The organism is Mycobacterium sp. 852002-51613_SCH5001154 (assembly GCF_001667425.1).
Lineage (GTDB): Bacteria > Actinomycetota > Actinomycetes > Mycobacteriales > Mycobacteriaceae > Mycobacterium.
In genome coordinates, this window is record NZ_LZII01000021.1 from 1 (window position 1) to 16,752 (window position 16,752).

Below are 16,752 nucleotides of genomic sequence, written 5' to 3' on the forward strand. Positions count from 1 at the left end.
GCTCCGGGGCGGGCGGGGGAGCCGTCGGCGAATCGTTCAGATACCTGCGCAGCCGAAGCAACTGGTTGACCACCATGCCGACGCCCAGCAGCATCAGCCCCACCACTATTGCGACCACGATTGCGGCGCTCACGCCCTCCATGATGGCAGGACGGGGTTTTAACCTCGCCCATTGCTGGGTAGCCACACCGGCATGAGTAACGAGGACAAGCTGAAGAACAAGATCGAAGACCTGGGCGGGCGGGCCAAAGAGGCCGTCGGCAAGGCGACCGGAGACCACGACACCAGGGACGAGGGCCGGGCCGACCAGGCGAAGTCCAGCCTCAAGGACGCGGGCGAGAAGGTGAAAGACGCGTTCAAGAAGTGAGCGGGCTTTCCGCGCTGCGCCGGCTGCCGGCGCTCGTTGGACTGGCGGCGCTGGTAGCCGGCGCCCTGGTGTCCAGCGCGCCCAGCCCATCGGCGTCCGCGGAACCGTGTCCCGATGTCGAGGTGGTGTTCGCCCGCGGGTCGGGCGAGCCGCCCGGCATCGGCGGCATCGGCGGGTCGTTCGTGGACGCGCTGCGCTCGCAGATCGGCTCGCGGTCGCTCGGGGTGTATGCGGTGAATTACCCCGCCAGCACGGACTTTTCGGCTCCCGACTTCCCGCAGACGGTGGTCGACGGCATCCGTGACGCCAGTTCGCACGTCGAAGCCACCGCCAAGAACTGCCCCAACACCCGCGAGGTGCTCGGCGGGTACTCGCAGGGCGCCGCCCTGGCCGGGTATGTCACCTCGGCGGCCGTGCCGCCGGGGGTGCCCGCGTCGGCCGTGCCCCCGCCCATGCCGACCGATGTCGCCAACCATGTCGCCGCGGTCACCCTATTCGGAACGCCGTCGGGCGACTTCCTGCAGAAGTACCACGCTCCGCCGCTGGCCATCGGCCCCCTGTATCAGCCGAAGACCATCGAGCTGTGCGCCCAGGGCGACCCGGTGTGCGGCAGCGGCAACGGCGACGACTTCGCCGCGCACACTTCCTACGGGATGAACGGCATGACGGGCCAGGCCGCCAACTTCGCCTCCAGTCACCTGTAGCCCGGAAGGCCCTGCAAAGATCGCAGCATGCGCGTTCTGATCACAGGCGGTACGGGATTCGTCGGCGGCTGGACGGCTAAAGCCATCGCGGACGCGGGGCACTCGATCCGATTTCTGGTGCGCAACCCCGGCAAGCTGGAGACTACGGTGGCCAAGCTGGGCGTCGACGTGTCCGACTTCGCCGTCGCCGACATCACCGATCGGATAGCGGTGCGCAAGGCGCTGGACGGTTGTGAAGCCGTCGTGCACAGCGCCGCCCTGGTCGCCACCGACCCGCGCCAGACGACGGAAATGCTCACCACCAACATGCAGGGCGCCCAGAACGTCCTCGGCCAGTCGGTCGAGCTGGGCCTGGACCCGATCGTCCACGTGTCCAGTTTCAGCGCGCTCTTTCACGCCGGCCTCGAAGAGCTGTCGGCGGACCTGCCGGTCGTCGGCGGGGCGGACGGCTACGGGACTTCCAAGGCGCAGGTCGAGATCTATGCCCGCGGTCTGCAGGATGCCGGCGCGCCGGTGGACATCACCTACCCGGGCATGGTCATCGGTCCGCCGGTGGGTGACCAGTTCGGCGAGGCCGGCGAAGGCGTCAAGGCCGCCCTGCAGATGCATGTGATCCCGGGGCGGAGCGGGGCCTGGTTGATCGTCGATGTGCGCGATTTGGCCGCGTTGCATGCGGCCCTGCTGGAGCCCGGCCGCGGGCCGCGCCGGTACATGGCTGGCGGCCACCGCGTTCCGGCGGCGGAGTTGGCAAAGATGCTCGGCGAGGTGTCCGGGTCTGCGATGGTCTCGGTTCCGATTCCCGACACCGCGCTGCGCGTCGCTGGGGCGGTAATGGATCGCGCCAGCCGGTTCGTACCCTTCGATACGCCCTTCACATGGGCCGGGATGCAGTACTACACGCAGATGCCGGCGTCCGATGATTCCCCCAGCGAGCGCGAACTCGGCATCACCTACCGCGATCCGCAAGAGACTCTGGCTGACACATTCGAAGCCCTTCGCGCCGTGAGCTGAGCGGGGCGCGGCGCTCAGCTGAAGGACTAACGACTGCCGTAAACGGGGTCCTAATGCCCTCGCCGGCCGTGGTCGGCGGAGAGACCATCGCCGTATCGATTCGAGTCATGCGCGCCCGGGCAGGGTCGGACTGCGGATTGGAGGTACGGCATGACCAAACCCATTCCACCCCTGGATCTTTCATGGCTGTTGATCGAGTCGCCAGCCGGTACTACGCACGTCGGCGCCATGCTGTTGTTCAAGAAGCCGGCCGGCCGCGCGCCGATAGTGCGCGAGATCGTGAAGGCGTATCGAGCGTGCGCGCCGGCACCGCCCTTCAACTACGTTCCGGAGTTGCTCGGTCGGGGTGCGCCCCATTTCCGAGAGGTGACGCAGTGGGACCCCAACTACCACGTCGGACACCTGGCCCTGCCCGCACGCTCCTCCTACGACGATCTGCTGCGGCTCGTCGCGGATCTGCACGAGCCACAACTCGACCGTAACCGGCCGCTATTTCGGTGCTGGGTGATCGATGGAGTGCCGGACGGTATGTTCGCGATCTACACGAAGACCCATCACTCGATCATCGACGGCGAATCCGGCCTCAAGCTGCTTTACGCCGGGCTGAGCACGACCGGGGAGCGCACCGTCCCGACGCCCGCCTTCGCGCTGGGCGCGCCGGAACCCACACCACACCCTCCGACACCCCTCACGTCGCGGATCACCGATTCGATTCGCGCTACCCTCACGCAGGTCGAGGCGCTCAGCCAGATTTCGGTCGGCGCGCTGCGCAAGCTCTTCGCGACTATGGTCCGATCACATCTGGAGGGCAGTCTGCCGTTCGGGGCGCAACACGCCCCGACCAACGCCCCGCTGCAGATTGGGCGAAGCTTCGCGACGCTTTCCTTGCCGCTCGAAGAGATGCATGAGGTCGGGCGGCGCCTCGGGGCGACCCTGAATGACGTGGCTGTCACGGTCATCGATGCCGGACTGCACGCCTACCTACGCGAGACGGGCCAAGCCTTCGCGCACCCTTTCATTGCGATGTGTCCGGTGTCGTTGCGCGGCGGCCGGGACACGACGATCGGCACGCGAGTATCGGCCGTGTTTCCGCGACTCGGAGAGCCCGGAGCGAGCATGCCGGAACGGATCCACCAAGTGGTGGACTCGGTCGCCGCGTGCAAAAAGGAGCTCAGCCGCATGTCCAGCGAGGCGGCACTCACCTATGCGGCCGGGCTCGTGGCGCTCGCCGGCCTGGGTTCATCCACGCACCTGGACCGGGTCGCGCACCCGGCGTGCAACCTCGTAATTTCCAACGTGGCGGGCGCAGCGGAGATCAAATACCTCAACGGTGCGCGCCTCCTCGGCATCTACCCGGTTTCCGCCCTCGCGGCCTCGATCGGACTCAACGCCACCTTCGCGTCCTACCACGACAGCATGGACTTCGGTTTCATCGCCAACGCCGCGGCGCTCGGTGACCTACCGCGCCTCGCCCGGTGCACCCGACGGGCCTACGGAGAGCTGAAAGAGGCGGCGGGACTGCAACCGGAGGGTTCCAAGTCGGCCACCGTGTAGGAGGATCGACGGATGAAGAGCGTCACGTGCACCAACGCAAAACTCGAAGTGGTGGACCTGCCCGCACCGACACCGGGCAAAGGCCAGTTGCTGATCGACGTCCTCCGATGTGGCATCTGCGGATCGGACCTGCACGCGCGCCGGCACTGCGACGAACTCGCCGACGTGATGGCCGAGTCGGGATATGACGCGTTCATGCGATCGGATCAGCAGGTGGTGTTCGGTCATGAATTCTGCGGCGAGGTAATCGATTACGGTCCCGGCACCCGCAAGGCCCCGCGGCCCGGCACCCCGGTCGTCGCCCTGCCGCTGCTGCGGCGCGGCAAGGAGGTGCACGGGATCGGGTTGTCGACCATGGCGCCGGGCGCCTACGCCGAGCAGCTTCTGGTCGAGCAGTCGCTGACGTTCGCCGTTCCGAACGGACTGTCCCCCGACGTCGCCGCGTTGACCGAGCCGATGGCCGTCGGGTGGCACGCCGTTCGGCGCGGCGAGGTGGGCAAGGGGGACGTCGCCATCGTCATCGGCTGCGGGCCAATCGGTCTCGCGATTATTTGCATGCTCAAGGCGCATGGGGTGCGCACCGTCGTCGCGAGCGCTCGCGACGGCCTGCGGTGCCGATATCGTCGTCGACCCCGCACAGGACTCGCCCTACGAGACCGAGGCCGGCCGTAAGCATCTGCAAGGCATCCTCGAGGCGTTCGACCTCGCGGTCGGCACGATCGAGAAGCTACAAAGGCTGCGGCTGCCGTGGTGGCACGTGTGGCGCGCCGCGGAAGCGGCCGGCGCGGCCACCCCCAAGCATCCCGTCATCTTCGAATGCGTCGGCGTCCCGGGCATCATCGACGACATCATCTCCAGCGCGCCGCTGTTCTCGCGCGTCGTCGTCGTCGGAGTCTGCATGGGTGCCGACCGCATTCGGCCGGCCATGGCGATCAACAAAGAAATCGACCTGCGGTTCGTGCTCGGCTACACGCCACTGGAGTTCCGCGACACCCTGCATATGCTCGCCGACGGCAAGGTCGACGTCGCACCGCTGATCACCGGGACGGTCGGGTTGTCCGGCGTTGACGCCGCTTTCGAGGCACTCGGTGACCCCGAGGCGCACGCGAAGATCCTGATCGACCCGAAGAGCGACGCTAAGCGGCCGGCGTGATCTCTAGCCCCACGTGCACCTTGTCGACGCCGCCGCGCACGATCGAGTGCGCATAAAACCACCACGCGTGGTACCAGTATCGCTTGAGCACGGCGTTGTACACCCGCCGCGTCTCCGACTTCGGCAGGACCCGCGCGATCGCTTCGACCGGCTCGCTCTTCGGCTTGCCCAGGGATCCGCTCCTCGCGATCGTCACCCGCGGCGTGTTGTTGATCCGCCTGACCTTCCACGACCCGTCGTCGGTGATGACCAGGAGCTTCTCCCCCTCGGGCACACCCCAGATCGCCGTCGGTTTCGGGCGACCGTCCCTGGTAAAGGTGGTCAGCAGCAGGTATTTGGATGCGATGACGTCTTTGAAGCTTGGAGCCACGATTTTTCCTTCACTTTTTGAACTGTCCGGATGACAATTCCCCGGCCGCCGATTCCCTAATCATGGACTTGGCCTGCGCTCGCCCGCCGTGTTGATTTTTGGCGATCGCCCAAATTAGGGTCCGTTGATGGCCAGGGACTCCACGACGCGCGACATGTTGATCGACGCGACGGTCCGGATCATGGTCGACGAGGGTTACGCCGCGGCGACGTCGCGCCGGGTGGCGGCCGAAGCCGGCGTCAAACCCGCCCTGGTGCACTACTACTTCCCGACCATGGACGATCTCTACCTCAACGTCTTCCGGCGCGGCGCTGCCGCCTATCTGGAACGCCAACGGCGGGCGCTGGCATCCGACCGCCCCCTGCATGCCTTCTGGGACACGCTCATCGAGCCGAAGGACACCCGCCTGCTGCTGGAGTTCATGGGTCTCGCCAACCACCGCAAGGAAATCAGGGCCGAGATCGCGGCCTGGTTCCAGCGCTGGCGCGAGATGCAGACCACCGCCCTGAATTTCATCGTCCGCGAACACGGCCTGGACACAGGCGATTTCCCGCCCGCCGGCCTCGCGGTAATCATCGCCGCGGTCGGCCGCATGCTCATCCTGGAGCAGGCGCTGGGCGCCACGACCGGCCACTCGGAGGCCGTCGCGCTGGTGAGCCGGATCGTCGACCGGTTCGAAATGCCGAGTTAATCCGTTTCAGGGCAATGTGACCCGCAGCCGCTCCCAGCCACGCACGGTCGATGTCGAGGCCAGTTGCGCCGTGTCGTAGTTGATGCCCCATTCCGGCCAGCGGTTGAGAATCTCGTCCAGCGCAACGCGACCCTCGAGGCGGGCCAGGTTGGCGCCAAGGCAGTAGTGCACACCCTTCCCGAACGTGATGTGCGAGATGTTGTCGCGGCGGACGTTGTAGGTGTCGGGATCGGTGTAGCGGCGGTGGTCGCGGTTGGCGGCGCCGAACAGCAGCAGCATGGCGCTGCCGGCGGGAACCGTCGTGCCGTAACACTCGAAATCCCTTGCCATCCAACGCGCGACGTGCGGCCCCGTCGGCTCGAATCGCAATGTCTCGTCGACGGTACGGGTCAACAGTGACCGATTGTCATAGACGACGCGCCGCTGTTCGGGATGCTCGGCGAGCACCTTGGCCAGCCAGCCGATCAGCCGGCCGGTCGTCTCATTGCCCGCCCCGGCCACCACCTGCGTGTAGTGCAGCACCTCCTTGCGCGTCAGCTTTCGGTGCACCCCGTGCTCATCGTCGAACTCGACGTTGAGCAGCGTCGTCATCAGGTCATCGGAAGGGTTCTTGGACCGCCATTCCACGTATTCGGCGTAGATCCGGCCGTCGGCGATCGAATCGGCGTCGGCAACCTTCAGCGGTGCGCCCGGCTTGGTGCGCAGGTTGGCGTCATTGGCGTCGCGCACCGAGACTTGTTCGGATTCAGGGATTCCCAACAGCATCCCGATCACCCGCATCGGCATCATCGAGGCCAGCTCCGCGATGATGTCGAAGCCTTGCGAGCCGACGAGCGGGTCCAGGCACCGCACGCAGTATTGCCGAATCTGGTCCTCGAGGGCGGCCATCCGGCGCGGCGTGAACACGCGCGCCATCAGGCCGCGCAGCCTGGTGTGCTCGGGCGGATCCTGGAACATCATGACGCCGCCGGGCATGTCGAATTTCGACTGGATGAGCTCCAAAATGTCACTGCGCTTGTTGGAGAACGTCTCCCAGTTGGCCAGCGCCCGCTCGACGTCGGAATGCCGGGACAGCGCCCAGAAGTCATAGCGCTCGTTGTAGTAGATCGGTGCCTCGTCGCGCAGCCGCGCGTAGGTCGGATACGGGTCGGCGTTGATGTCCACGTCGTAGGGGTCGTAGTAGACGTCCGTGTCGCTGGCGACGGTCATCGATGCTTCACCTCCACACCGTTTGGGCGATCGCCCAAATTTGCGGCGAACCCATGTCTAGCAGCAGGTAGACCGGGCAGTCAAGACGCCGGAGAGGGATGATGTCCGCGTGACATTTGGCCAGGACACCACCGGGCTGGTGGTGATCGATCCGTACACCGACTTCATCTCCCCCGGCGGCAAGGTGTGGGACCGCCTGAAGAACGTCATCGAGAGCAACGACTGCGTCACGCACATGAGGCAGGTGCTCGACGCCGCGCGGACCGCGAACATCCGCGTGTTCTACGCGCTGCATCGCCGATACCGCCCCGACGACTACGAGACGTGGAAATACATCGCCCCCGTCCAGAAGGCGGCGTGGTCGCGCAGGACCTTCGAGTTCGGCACCTGGGGTGGTGAGCTTCGCGACGGGTTCGAACCGCAACCCGGCGATATCGTCGCCCATGAGCATTGGTGTTCAAGTGGTTTCGCCAATACCGATTTGGACCTGCAGCTCAAACGGCACGGCATTCATCGGCTCATCGTCATGGGGCTGATCGCCCACACCTGCCTCGAGGCCACGGTGCGGTACGGCGCGGAGCTTGGTTACGAGGTCACCGTGGTGCGCGACGCAACCGCGGACTATTCGGACGTCGAGATGCGCGCCGCGCTCGAGGTGAACATCCCGAACTACGCGACCGCGATCCTGCCGGCGAGCGAGGTGATCGCCTCGATCACGGCCAGTGTTCCGGATCTGTGAAGATTTACCGCCCGGGTGTGAAGGCTTCGTTAAGAAGGCGGCACGCCCGCGGCCGGACCGGCACCGTGGATGTATGACGCTCTTCGAGCTGCTTCCGTCGGTGAGGCACGGGCTGAACCCGCACCTCGACCGCGCGGTCTGGCCGCTCAGCGCGTACGTCGACGACCTGGGCCGATTGTGCGTCGGGGACGTCGCCGCCGACGATATCGCCGCCGAGTACGGCACCCCCACCTACGTGGTGGACGAGGAGGATTTTCGCGCCCGCATCCGCTGCTATCGCGCGACGCTCCCCGATGCCGAGCTGATTTACGGCGGCAAGGCGCTGTTGAGCGTGGACGTGGCCCGCTGGGCCGCCGACGAAGGGGCCGGCGTGAAGGTGTGCTCGGCCGCCGAGCTCGCCACCGCGCTGGCTGCCGACGTCCCGCCCTCGCGGATCGTGCTGGCCGGCGCGAAGACCGCGACTGAACTCGGTGACGCGATCGCGGCCGGCGTCGGGCGGATCGTGATCGACTCACCCAGCGAGATCTCGCTGCTCGCCTGCCGGGCGCGGCACCGTCAGCGCGTCCTGGTGCGGGTCATTCCCGACGTCGGGACGCCCGACCAAAAATTCGGCTTCGCCCTGGCGGGGGGCCAGGCTGCGCTCAGGCGTGTCGTGGACCAGCCGTCGCTCGACTTGGTGGGGCTGCACTGCCAACTCGGGGGGCACATCACCGACGCCTCGCTGTACGGTGCGGCTATCCGGCAGACGATCGGCGTGATGGCCGCGGTCCGCGAGCACCATCAGGTCGTCCTCACTGAGCTCAATCTCGGCGGCGGTCACGCGATCCCATACCGTTCGGGCGACCCGGAACTCAACCTGCGGTCACTCGGGGCCACCGTGGATGCCGCGTTGGAATCCGCTTGCGCGGAGCACGGATTCCCGCGGCCGAAGATCGCGATCGAGCCCGGCCGGGCGATCGCCGCACGCGCCGGGGTGACCCTGTGCCGGGTCACCGCTGTGAAGCGGCAGCCGGGCGGGCATACCTTCATCGCGGTGGACGACGGCCCGGCCGACAACCCGCGGAGTTTGGGCCTGAAATACACGGTGGCACTGGCGAACCGCCACCGCCCGACCGCCAGCGCACCCGTCACCGTGGTGGGCCGGAATGGACACGGTGACGAGATCGCCCGCGACGTCGAGCTGCCCGCGGACATCCACCCCGGCGATCTGCTGGCGGTGGCCTGCACCGGCGCCTATCAGCACTCGACGGTATCGAGCCCCAGTCTGGTGGGCCGGCCGCCGCTGGTCGCGGTCTCCGGCGGCCGCTCTCGCGAGCTGGTGCGCCGGGAGACCGTGGCCGACCTGCTGGCCCGCGACCGCGGTTGGAACGGCCAATGACGTCGCCCGGCACGAACGTTCGCGCACGCGCCGACCGCTTGCGTGTCACGGTGGCGTACGCCGTCCTGTTGCTCGCGGTCTCCGTCACCCTGACGGCCATGGGTGCGCGCACCCGCGCCTCGGTCGTGAGCGAAATGAGCACCAACCTGCACAACCTGGCGCACGGCCACCTGGCCGCCCTGGTCGGTAGCGCATTCGTCAGCGACGGGGGCGACGTCTATCTCTGGTTGCCGGGGCTGGTGTGCCTCCTGGCGCTGGGCGAACTCATCTGGCGCGGTCGGGGCTTGCTGATCACCTTTGCCGTCGGCCACATCGGCGCCACCTTGATCCTCGCGGTAGGGCTGGTCGCCGCGGTGGAGACGGGATGGTTGCCGTTCTCGGTCGCGCGAGCCACCGATGTCGGGATCAGCTACGGCGCGGTGTGCGTGCTGGGCGCCCTGACCGCATCGATACCGTTGCGCTGGCGTCCGGCCTGGATCGGTTGGTGGCTCGGCATCGGGTTGGTGGCCACGTTTAATGCGGACTTCACCGCGTTCGGTCACGTTCTGGCGCTACTCCTTGGCATGGGCTTGTCGTTCCGGTTGCCGTCGATGGCGCGCTGGACGCCCGTGCACGCGGCCTTGCTGAGCGTCGGCGCCGCGTTCGGGTTCTTCGTGCTGTCGGGATGCTCGTCGTTGATGGCTCCCGTCGGCGGGTTGACGGGTGTCGTGATGGCCCTGCTCGCCAACCGGGTGGTGCGGTCGGCCGCGGTCTAATCGGTTGAGCCGGTCAGCGTCTCGATCTCATAGCGGCTGGCCGTCCACGGCGGGGAGTCTTGTGTGGGCGTGAGGGTGATCGTCAGCTGCGCTTTGCCCGCGGTTATCGATTGCGGCAAGAGGTACGTGTCGTCGAGCCAGCGATGAAAGCCGTTGCTGCGCGGCTGCAGCCAATTCCCGACGGGAACGCCATCGATGGTGACGTCCGCCGACTGGAAGCCGTCCGCCTGATCCGACGTGCGGCGCAGCGCGATGCCGCGGTTGTCCGGGTCGGTCTCGAGGTGGAACGTGACCGCGGCGTTGGTGGCGCGGACCGACCCGATCACCGGATGGGTGTCGTCGGCCCCTTCATATTCGCTGACCAGCAGCTGATCGGCGCCGTCAATGTCGGCGTAGCCGTGCAGGAGTCGACTGACCGGGTCGCCCGGGCGAACGTCGTCGCCAGGCGTAAGAGTGTCATTCGGCTGCGTGTAGAGGAAAGCTGTTGAGCTGTAGTCGGGTTGAACCATGTTCCGTTTACCGTGCTCGATGCCGAAGCGGATCGCGGAATGGTAATCGATGGCGTCGGCGAGCATGAGTCGATAAACGGCGACACAGTAGTCGGCGCAGCCGGCGGTGGCCGTGCGCCGGTCGGGTTGCCCGGTGAGCGGGTCGCTGAAGCGGGTGCCATCCTTGAAATACCAACCGCCCTCGTAGAGGTCCTCGGTACCGGTGCCATACCACTGGGGCGACCCGGCGCCGTCCGTGTAGACGCGCTCGGCCCCTTCGAGAAAGTAAGGGGCGGCGTCACTGAACGCGGTCCTGATTCGAGAACCGCGGATGGTGTGGCTGACGCCGACGAATTTCCCGTGGCCCTGCTCGTCGGCGAACAACCAGTCCTGGCCGACGACCGTCGGCCCGGAATGCGAGCGAGCGGTGAAGTAGCCGGCGCGACCGCTGGCCAGCGCGGCCGCCCATTGGGCATCGGGGGCGGTGGTCACGTCGCTGTCGATTCCGGCTACCGGGTGGTCGGTGGTGTTCACAATCGTGATGCGGGCCGCGTGGGCGAAAGGCATGGGCCACCATGCGGACAACGACAGCGGTCCCCCGGGCTGCTGGACCACCGCGAACATCAGGGACCGCACGGTGTTGGCACCGAGCCCGGCGCCGAAGAACTCCCCGAGCGGCGAGTCGACCAGGGTGCGGCCGTCGAAGTCCATTCGCAGCCGCAAGCCGCTCAGCAGTTGGTCCGCCGGTTCGGGCAGTTGCAGCCGTAACGCCGAGATGGTGCCCGCGCCGGCCGATTCCGCGATGGTCATTTCGGCCCCGGCCGGGACCTCGACGACCCGGTTGTCGTGAACCGCCGCAGCCGCAGCCGGTTTGGGGTCGACGGCGCCCGCGGCGCGCAGCATGTCGAGCACGTCGAGCGCGGGGTCGGAGGGCGAGAAAGTGGACACGCCCATGGCGCTCGAGAATTGTCGATAGTCGACGTGGTAGTACTCGAGATTCGACGCGACGCTGATCCGCATCGACTGTCGGTAGGGCATCGGCACCTTGATGTACACACCACCCGGCGACTGCGCCGCATTCGCAACGAGCGGCCACTCGAACGGCGCACCCAACGCACCGTCGACCACCGATTGCAGGGGCGCGTCGATCACCGTTCGTCCGTCCAGTTCGACGCGGATGTTCCCGAGCCGGGTCACCTTGCCGCCGTCGCGGGTGAGCCAGATCGAATCCACCTCGCCGGCACCGCGATCCTCCGCGATGACGCAACCGGCACCGCCCGAGGTCAAACATCCTCCGGTGCCGTTGCGATTACCGGTGGAGAGGTCGAAATCACCGCCGCTGCGGTCGAAACTGGAAAGCTGCAGGGCCTGCGTGTCGGTGCGCAGATACGGCAACCGGTCGAGCCGTCGATAGGTGTCCCAGCCGACCAGCCGGTCGCCGGCGTCATTACCGATCGGCGTCGCGAGCGCCGCGCCCGCGAGGGTAATACTGGCCGGCACCGAGAGCGCAAAAGCTAATGTTGCGCACCACGTACGAAGAGCCACCGGCATAGCGAAGAAGCCTACTTTTCTCGGTCGGGTTGACCGGATTTGGAATCTAATCAGGCCGGTGCCGTGGGACACGAAAGATCACTCTGGCATGAAATGCATTCAGCGTGTCGTCACTTGAGGGAAGAGCGGACCGAGATTGGCGCGAGCGGATGCGCCGGCGCGGTGTGGTCGTGCAGACAGCCTACCGAGTTGGCCGGCAGGATTGCAATGGGCACGGCAAATGCCGGGATGGCCGACAATCGGCAGCGCTGCAGGGGACCCCAGAGTCCGTATCTCGGTTCCCCCGAGCATGTTTCGCATCGCCCTGCATTGTTGGAAATGTAGGTCGGATCGCGCGCTATTCCCTATCTTATGCCGCGCCCCGCCCCGGCGGAAGATTTTGGAAAATGAATGCAAATCAGGCTCGCGATCGTCATCATGGACGCATCCGCCGGCCGCGTTGCCGACGACTATGCCGCGCTTTCAATCAGTTGAAGTAGGCCGCCGCAAATTTAGTAAATCCCATAGCATTCCGCATTGCACTCACGTAACATAACTCCCCTCGGGCGTACATCTCTCCTCTAACGGATGGAGTGGTTCATGTCTCGTATGAAGTACAAGGTTGTCCTCGGGCTGATTCTGGCCGCCACCGCGTTAACATCCTCGGGTTGCACGGTGCCGCTTGTGATCGACTGCAGCACTGCAGCCACTGGAGTTACCTGCACGCCATAGGGGTCGTTCGGCCTTCGAGGGGTGCGCTGCTGGCACGCTTTCCTTGGTAAGACCCACTTTTGGGTCTACCGAGTGCTCGGCGTGCCAGTTAGCGCACCGGCTCTCGTCGTAGTGCTCGAGATGAGACTGCCTGCACGCCAAGCACTTATCTGAGCAGCGAGTCGCACGCTTCGTTCGCGCGCGCCGGTGACGAAAGTGTATCGCGCGATCCGGGCGGTCGTTGTGCGCTTTAATGCACGTCGGCACAGCCGCATCGAATCCGTTGCCGCCGAATGCCTGATACTCCTGGTGCGCTGCCCTATGTGGCCGCCCCACTAACCAGTGCGGACATCACGGTGACCCGGATCCTTAAGTCGTTGCGGCACAGGGACCTTCGATACCGGAATCGATGGCCGTGGTCTTACAACCTATCGACCGCTAGGGGACCAGGAATTCGCAAATTCGTTTAATCCCATAGTATTCCGGATTGTACTCACGTAATATAACTCGTCTCGGGCGTAACATTTCTCCTCGGATGGATGGAGTGGTTCATGTCTCGTATGAAGTACAAGGTTGTCCTCGGCCTGGTCCTCGCCTTCACCGCATTGACGAGCTCCGGCTGCACGGTGCCTACCTTCTCGTGCAGCGGTGGAGCGACCGGAATCACCTGTACGCCATAGGCCGTCGGGGTTGCGCTACTGGCACGCTCTACTTTGCAGGTCCGCCTTCGGCCATAGGGCGTGCCAGTCAGCGCACCGATGTCCGTCAGGGTTCCTTTAGCGTGCCCGTCGACTAGGCGCCGCGCCGGCGTCACTGTGACAAATCGCCGCACGCCCTGTGGCACAACGAAATCGCGGCTGCGCAGTGCTCGGCGCCCGTGGGCCGAAGCTCTATTGCTTCCCTTTGCCGTTCTTCTTCAAGTCCGTATCCCGGCTGGGCTGAACGCGTTTCGGTTCTCCGGGCATTTTCGGGTAGTTCGGCGGATACGGCATATCGCCGAGGCCGCGTTCTTCGTCGGCGTCAGCGATCGCCAGTAGGGGCGCGATCGACTGCGCCACGTCATTCATTGCGGCCCAGGGGTCTTGGCGGCCCTTCACTAGATCGGGAACCGTTGTGATGGTGTAGTCGTCTGGTTCCGCGCCGGCCAGTTGGTCCCATGTCAGCGGCGTCGACACTGTCGCGATCGGGGTGGGGCGTACCGAGTACGCGGATGCCATGGTGCGATCCCGGGCGTTCTGATTGAAGTCGATGAAAATACGCTCACCGCGTTGTTCTTTCCACCACGCAGTGGTGACGGCCTCAGGCGCGCGTCGCTCTACTTCACGGGCCAGCGCGATGCCGGCTCGGCGTACCTCGATGAAATCCCAGTCGGTGGCGATCCGAAGGAAGACGTGGATCCCGCGCCCGCCGGATGTCTTGGGATATCCCACCAGACCGAGCTCGTCGAGCAGTGGTCGCAACACGTCAACCGCGACCTCGCGCGCCTGCTCGAAGGCGACGCCCGGCTGCGGATCCAGGTCGATGCGCAACTCGTCGGGATGGTCGGTATCCGGGCAGCGCACCTGCCACGGGTGCAAGGTGATGGTGCCCATCTGTGCCGCCCAGACGATGGCGGAGGGGTGCGTCACCTTCAGCGCGTCGGCGGTGCGTCCAGACGGGAACGTCACCCGGCAGGTCTGCAGATAGTCGGGGTGATGCTGCGGGACCCGCTTCTGGTAAATCTCCTCACCGTCGATGCCATCCGGGAAGCGCTGCAGATGAGTGGGCCGGTCACGGAGCGCGTCGAGCATCGGACCACCAGCCACGGCGAGGTAATACTCGACCAGCCGCCGCTTGGTGCCTTTCGAGCCCAACTTGGGGAAATAAACTTTGTCCGGATTGGTCAGGCGAACCGCAATACCGTCGACGTCGAGCTCTTCTGCAGCGGCCATACCAAAGATTCCAGCACAATCGGCGTATGGACTTACCCGTCATGCCCCCGGTGTCGCCGATGCTTGCCAAATCGGTGCGGTCGATCCCGCCCGATGCGTCATACGAACCGAAATGGGACGGATTCAGGTCCATCTGCTTCCGTGACCGCGACGAAGTGGAGCTGGGCAGCCGCAACGAACGGCCCATGACGCGCTATTTCCCCGAGTTGGTGGCCGCGGTCCGCGCGGAGCTGCCCGAGCGTTGCGTGATCGACGGGGAGATCGTCATCGCAACCGACCACGGCCTGGACTTCGAGGCACTACAACAGCGCATCCACCCAGCAGATTCGCGGGTGCGGATGCTCGCCGAGGCGACACCGGCGTCCTTCATCGCATTCGACTTGCTCGCCCTGGGCGACGAAGACTACCTGCGGCGACCATTCAGCGAGCGGCGCGCCGCCCTCGTCGATGCCGTGGCGGACTCGGGGCCTTCGATCCATGTCACTCCGGCCACCACCGATGTTGAGGTTGCGCGGCGCTGGTTCGACGAATTCGAGGGGGCCGGCCTCGACGGTGTGATCGCCAAGCCGCTGACCGTCACCTATCAGCCCGACAAGCGCGTCATGTTCAAGATCAAGCACGAGCGGACCGCCGACTGCGTGGTCGCCGGCTACCGCGTGCACAAGTCCGGCGGAGACGCCATCGGCTCGCTGCTGCTCGGGCTCTACCAAGAGGATGGTCAGCTCGCGTCCGTCGGGGTGATCGGCGCCTTTCCAATGGCCGAACGACGGCGCCTGTTCACCGAGCTGCAGCCGCTCGTCACCGGTTTCGAGGACCACCCGTGGAATTGGGCTGCCCATGAGGCCGGCGAACGGACGCCGCGCAAGAACGAATTCTCGCGCTGGAACGCCGGAAAGGATCTTTCGTTCGTGCCGCTGCGTCCGGAGCGCGTTGTCGAGGTTCGCTACGACCACATGGAAGGCCGGCGCTTTCGTCACACCGCGCAGTTCAACCGGTGGCGCCCGGACCGCGAGCCGCGCTCGTGTACATACGAACAACTCGAACAGCCGGTCACCTTCAGCCTCGGCGACATCGTGCCCGGTTTGGGATCGAGCTAGAAAAGCGGCGGCTGGTTAGGCAGGAAAAGACGACCGCGCCGTCAGCTGGACTTCGCTGATCGCTTTTATGAGCGCGATGCACCCGCGATCAGCACTTTTGCTGCACGCCTGACACATCCAATTCGCTTAATTCCCTTGCCAATTCGCCGATCATTTCTGAGCCGTCGGCGCGCTGGCGTCGCGGGCGTCGCCGTAGTCGATATACCTGCTCGTCGATCCGAGCCACACGGCGACGCTCCACAACGCACCACAGCGCTCCGGCGATGGTTCCCAGTCCGGCGACCAATCCCGTCGTGGCGAGCCATTCGTAATGTCCGTAGGCCGCGACCGCCGCAGTGCTTATCATCCCGGATACCCCGATAGCTAGCAGGATGAGCCCCGGCCATAAGAGGTTGTCCTTCATCGTCATGCCGGCGTGCGGTTGCGTGGTCCGGAAATGATCAGTTGGATCGTGATGCCTGTCTCCCATCATCCTCTCCCTCGGTCGTCGGACGAGTGGCGGCATTCGTTACTTATAAAGACGATTACCGTCGGGGGGAGGTTCGGCGGATCCGGCGAAAACTTGGGCACCCCTGCTTTCGCGCAGCTCAGAGACAGGGAAACTCCACGCATCGTGGAGGCCGTGCGCGAAAAGACAGCCGCCATTCGACGGCCCCGGCGTTTAGCGCCCGCCGCGGGCGGGCACGCGGACGTACATGTCAGTGACAGCGTTTCAAGACCTGCCGTTGGCCGATCGCGATCGCAAGTGGGACGGTGACGCCGCGGAGAAGCGCGTCCGCAAATGGGCCGACGCGCAGGACGCACCGAACCAGAAGTACCGCGACGCCCACGTCTGGTACGACAACGCCAAGAAGGACAACTTCACGGCGTACAAACTGTTGATCGCCGATGTCGTCGGCGGCGACCTCAAGGCTGTGCCGCGTGGTGTGATGGCGGCCGGCGCCATCATGGACGGCGCCCGTGGCGGCATCGACCTGCCGAAGGCGGACGTCGACCGTGTAAAGAGCCACTTGGCGAAGTACTACAAGAAGATGGGCGAGAGCCCGCCCTGGGAGCGCGGGTGA

General features: G+C 65.7%; 15 protein-coding genes and 1 pseudogene. 11 read left to right on the forward strand and 5 right to left on the reverse strand.

Translation table 11 applies throughout. From position 1 onward, the window contains the following. Positions 1 to 193 precede the first annotated feature (193 nt). The 5 genes and pseudogenes from A5750_RS06400 (at position 194) to A5750_RS06420 (ending at position 4,789) form a co-directional block, all read left to right on the forward strand. A complete protein-coding gene (locus A5750_RS06400; RefSeq protein WP_066954818.1) occupies positions 194 to 367 on the forward strand; it encodes a CsbD family protein in 174 nt (57 codons plus the stop codon). Between the two features lie 23 nt (positions 368 to 390). Next, a complete protein-coding gene (locus tag A5750_RS06405; protein WP_082959057.1) occupies positions 391 to 1,071 on the forward strand; it encodes a cutinase family protein in 681 nt (226 codons plus the stop codon). Positions 1,072 to 1,098: 27 nt separating this feature from the next. Then, positions 1,099 to 2,082: an NAD-dependent epimerase/dehydratase family protein gene (locus tag A5750_RS06410; RefSeq protein ID WP_066954819.1), complete on the forward strand. Its 984-nt coding sequence runs from the start codon at positions 1,099 to 1,101 to the stop codon at positions 2,080 to 2,082. 150 nt (positions 2,083 to 2,232) lie between these two features. Beyond that, positions 2,233 to 3,636: a wax ester/triacylglycerol synthase family O-acyltransferase gene (locus A5750_RS06415; protein ID WP_067261684.1), complete on the forward strand. Its 1,404-nt coding sequence runs from the start codon at positions 2,233 to 2,235 to the stop codon at positions 3,634 to 3,636. A 12-nt stretch (positions 3,637 to 3,648) separates the two neighbouring features. Next, positions 3,649 to 4,789: pseudogene (locus A5750_RS06420) on the forward strand (zinc-binding dehydrogenase). Here A5750_RS06420 and A5750_RS06425 read toward each other — a convergent pair. Continuing rightward, on the reverse strand, positions 4,773 to 5,159 hold the full coding sequence (locus tag A5750_RS06425; RefSeq protein WP_066954828.1) for a PPOX class F420-dependent oxidoreductase: 387 nt from the start codon (positions 5,157 to 5,159) through the stop codon (positions 4,773 to 4,775). The pseudogene A5750_RS06420 and the gene A5750_RS06425 overlap by 17 nt on opposite strands. Positions 5,160 to 5,313: 154 nt before the next feature. On the opposite strand from A5750_RS06425, the gene A5750_RS06430 reads away from it, so the two are divergent. Continuing rightward, positions 5,314 to 5,850, forward strand: coding sequence for a TetR/AcrR family transcriptional regulator (locus tag A5750_RS06430; protein ID WP_066954972.1), 537 nt, complete (start codon positions 5,314 to 5,316; stop codon positions 5,848 to 5,850). Positions 5,851 to 5,856: 6 nt separating this feature from the next. On the opposite strand, the gene A5750_RS06435 is transcribed toward A5750_RS06430, so the two are convergent. Beyond that, a complete protein-coding gene (locus tag A5750_RS06435) occupies positions 5,857 to 7,059 on the reverse strand; it encodes a cytochrome P450 (RefSeq protein WP_067261686.1) in 1,203 nt (400 codons plus the stop codon). Between the two features lie 109 nt (positions 7,060 to 7,168). Between A5750_RS06435 and A5750_RS06440 the strand changes: the two genes are divergently transcribed. The 3 genes from A5750_RS06440 to A5750_RS06450 all read left to right on the forward strand — a co-directional run bounded on the left by A5750_RS06440 (position 7,169) and on the right by A5750_RS06450 (position 9,931). Continuing rightward, a complete protein-coding gene (locus A5750_RS06440; protein WP_067261688.1) occupies positions 7,169 to 7,798 on the forward strand; it encodes a cysteine hydrolase family protein in 630 nt (209 codons plus the stop codon). A 73-nt stretch (positions 7,799 to 7,871) separates the two neighbouring features. Beyond that, positions 7,872 to 9,176 carry a hypothetical protein gene (locus tag A5750_RS06445; RefSeq protein ID WP_067261689.1) on the forward strand — a complete coding sequence of 435 codons (1,305 nt, stop codon included), beginning with the start codon at positions 7,872 to 7,874 and terminating at the stop codon, positions 9,174 to 9,176. After that, positions 9,173 to 9,931, forward strand: a complete 759-nt coding sequence (locus A5750_RS06450; RefSeq protein WP_067261690.1) for a rhomboid-like protein — start codon at positions 9,173 to 9,175, stop codon at positions 9,929 to 9,931. The genes A5750_RS06445 and A5750_RS06450 overlap by 4 nt, the downstream gene beginning before the upstream one ends. On the opposite strand, the gene A5750_RS06455 is transcribed toward A5750_RS06450, so the two are convergent. Further along, entirely contained in the window at positions 9,928 to 11,970 is a 2,043-nt protein-coding gene (locus A5750_RS06455; RefSeq protein WP_082959054.1) for a glycoside hydrolase family 172 protein, read from the reverse strand. The genes A5750_RS06450 and A5750_RS06455 overlap by 4 nt on opposite strands. Positions 11,971 to 13,550: 1,580 nt before the next feature. Then, complete coding sequence (gene ligD / locus A5750_RS06460; RefSeq protein ID WP_066954844.1) at positions 13,551 to 14,591, reverse strand: non-homologous end-joining DNA ligase; 1,041 nt, start codon at positions 14,589 to 14,591, stop codon at positions 13,551 to 13,553. A gap of 26 nt (positions 14,592 to 14,617) precedes the next feature. Between ligD and A5750_RS06465 the strand changes: the two genes are divergently transcribed. Then, positions 14,618 to 15,688 (forward strand): ATP-dependent DNA ligase, encoded by a 1,071-nt coding sequence (locus A5750_RS06465; RefSeq protein ID WP_066954847.1) that lies wholly within the window; start codon positions 14,618 to 14,620, stop codon positions 15,686 to 15,688. 88 nt (positions 15,689 to 15,776) lie between these two features. Here the strand turns inward: A5750_RS06465 and usfY are convergent, their stop codons facing one another. Continuing rightward, a complete protein-coding gene (gene usfY / locus A5750_RS06470; RefSeq protein ID WP_231989146.1) occupies positions 15,777 to 16,157 on the reverse strand; it encodes a protein UsfY in 381 nt (126 codons plus the stop codon). 226 nt (positions 16,158 to 16,383) lie between these two features. On the opposite strand from usfY, the gene A5750_RS06475 reads away from it, so the two are divergent. Next, the gene (locus A5750_RS06475) at positions 16,384 to 16,752 is read left to right on the forward strand and encodes a hypothetical protein (protein WP_066954850.1); all 369 of its coding nucleotides are present in this window, start codon (positions 16,384 to 16,386) and stop codon (positions 16,750 to 16,752) included.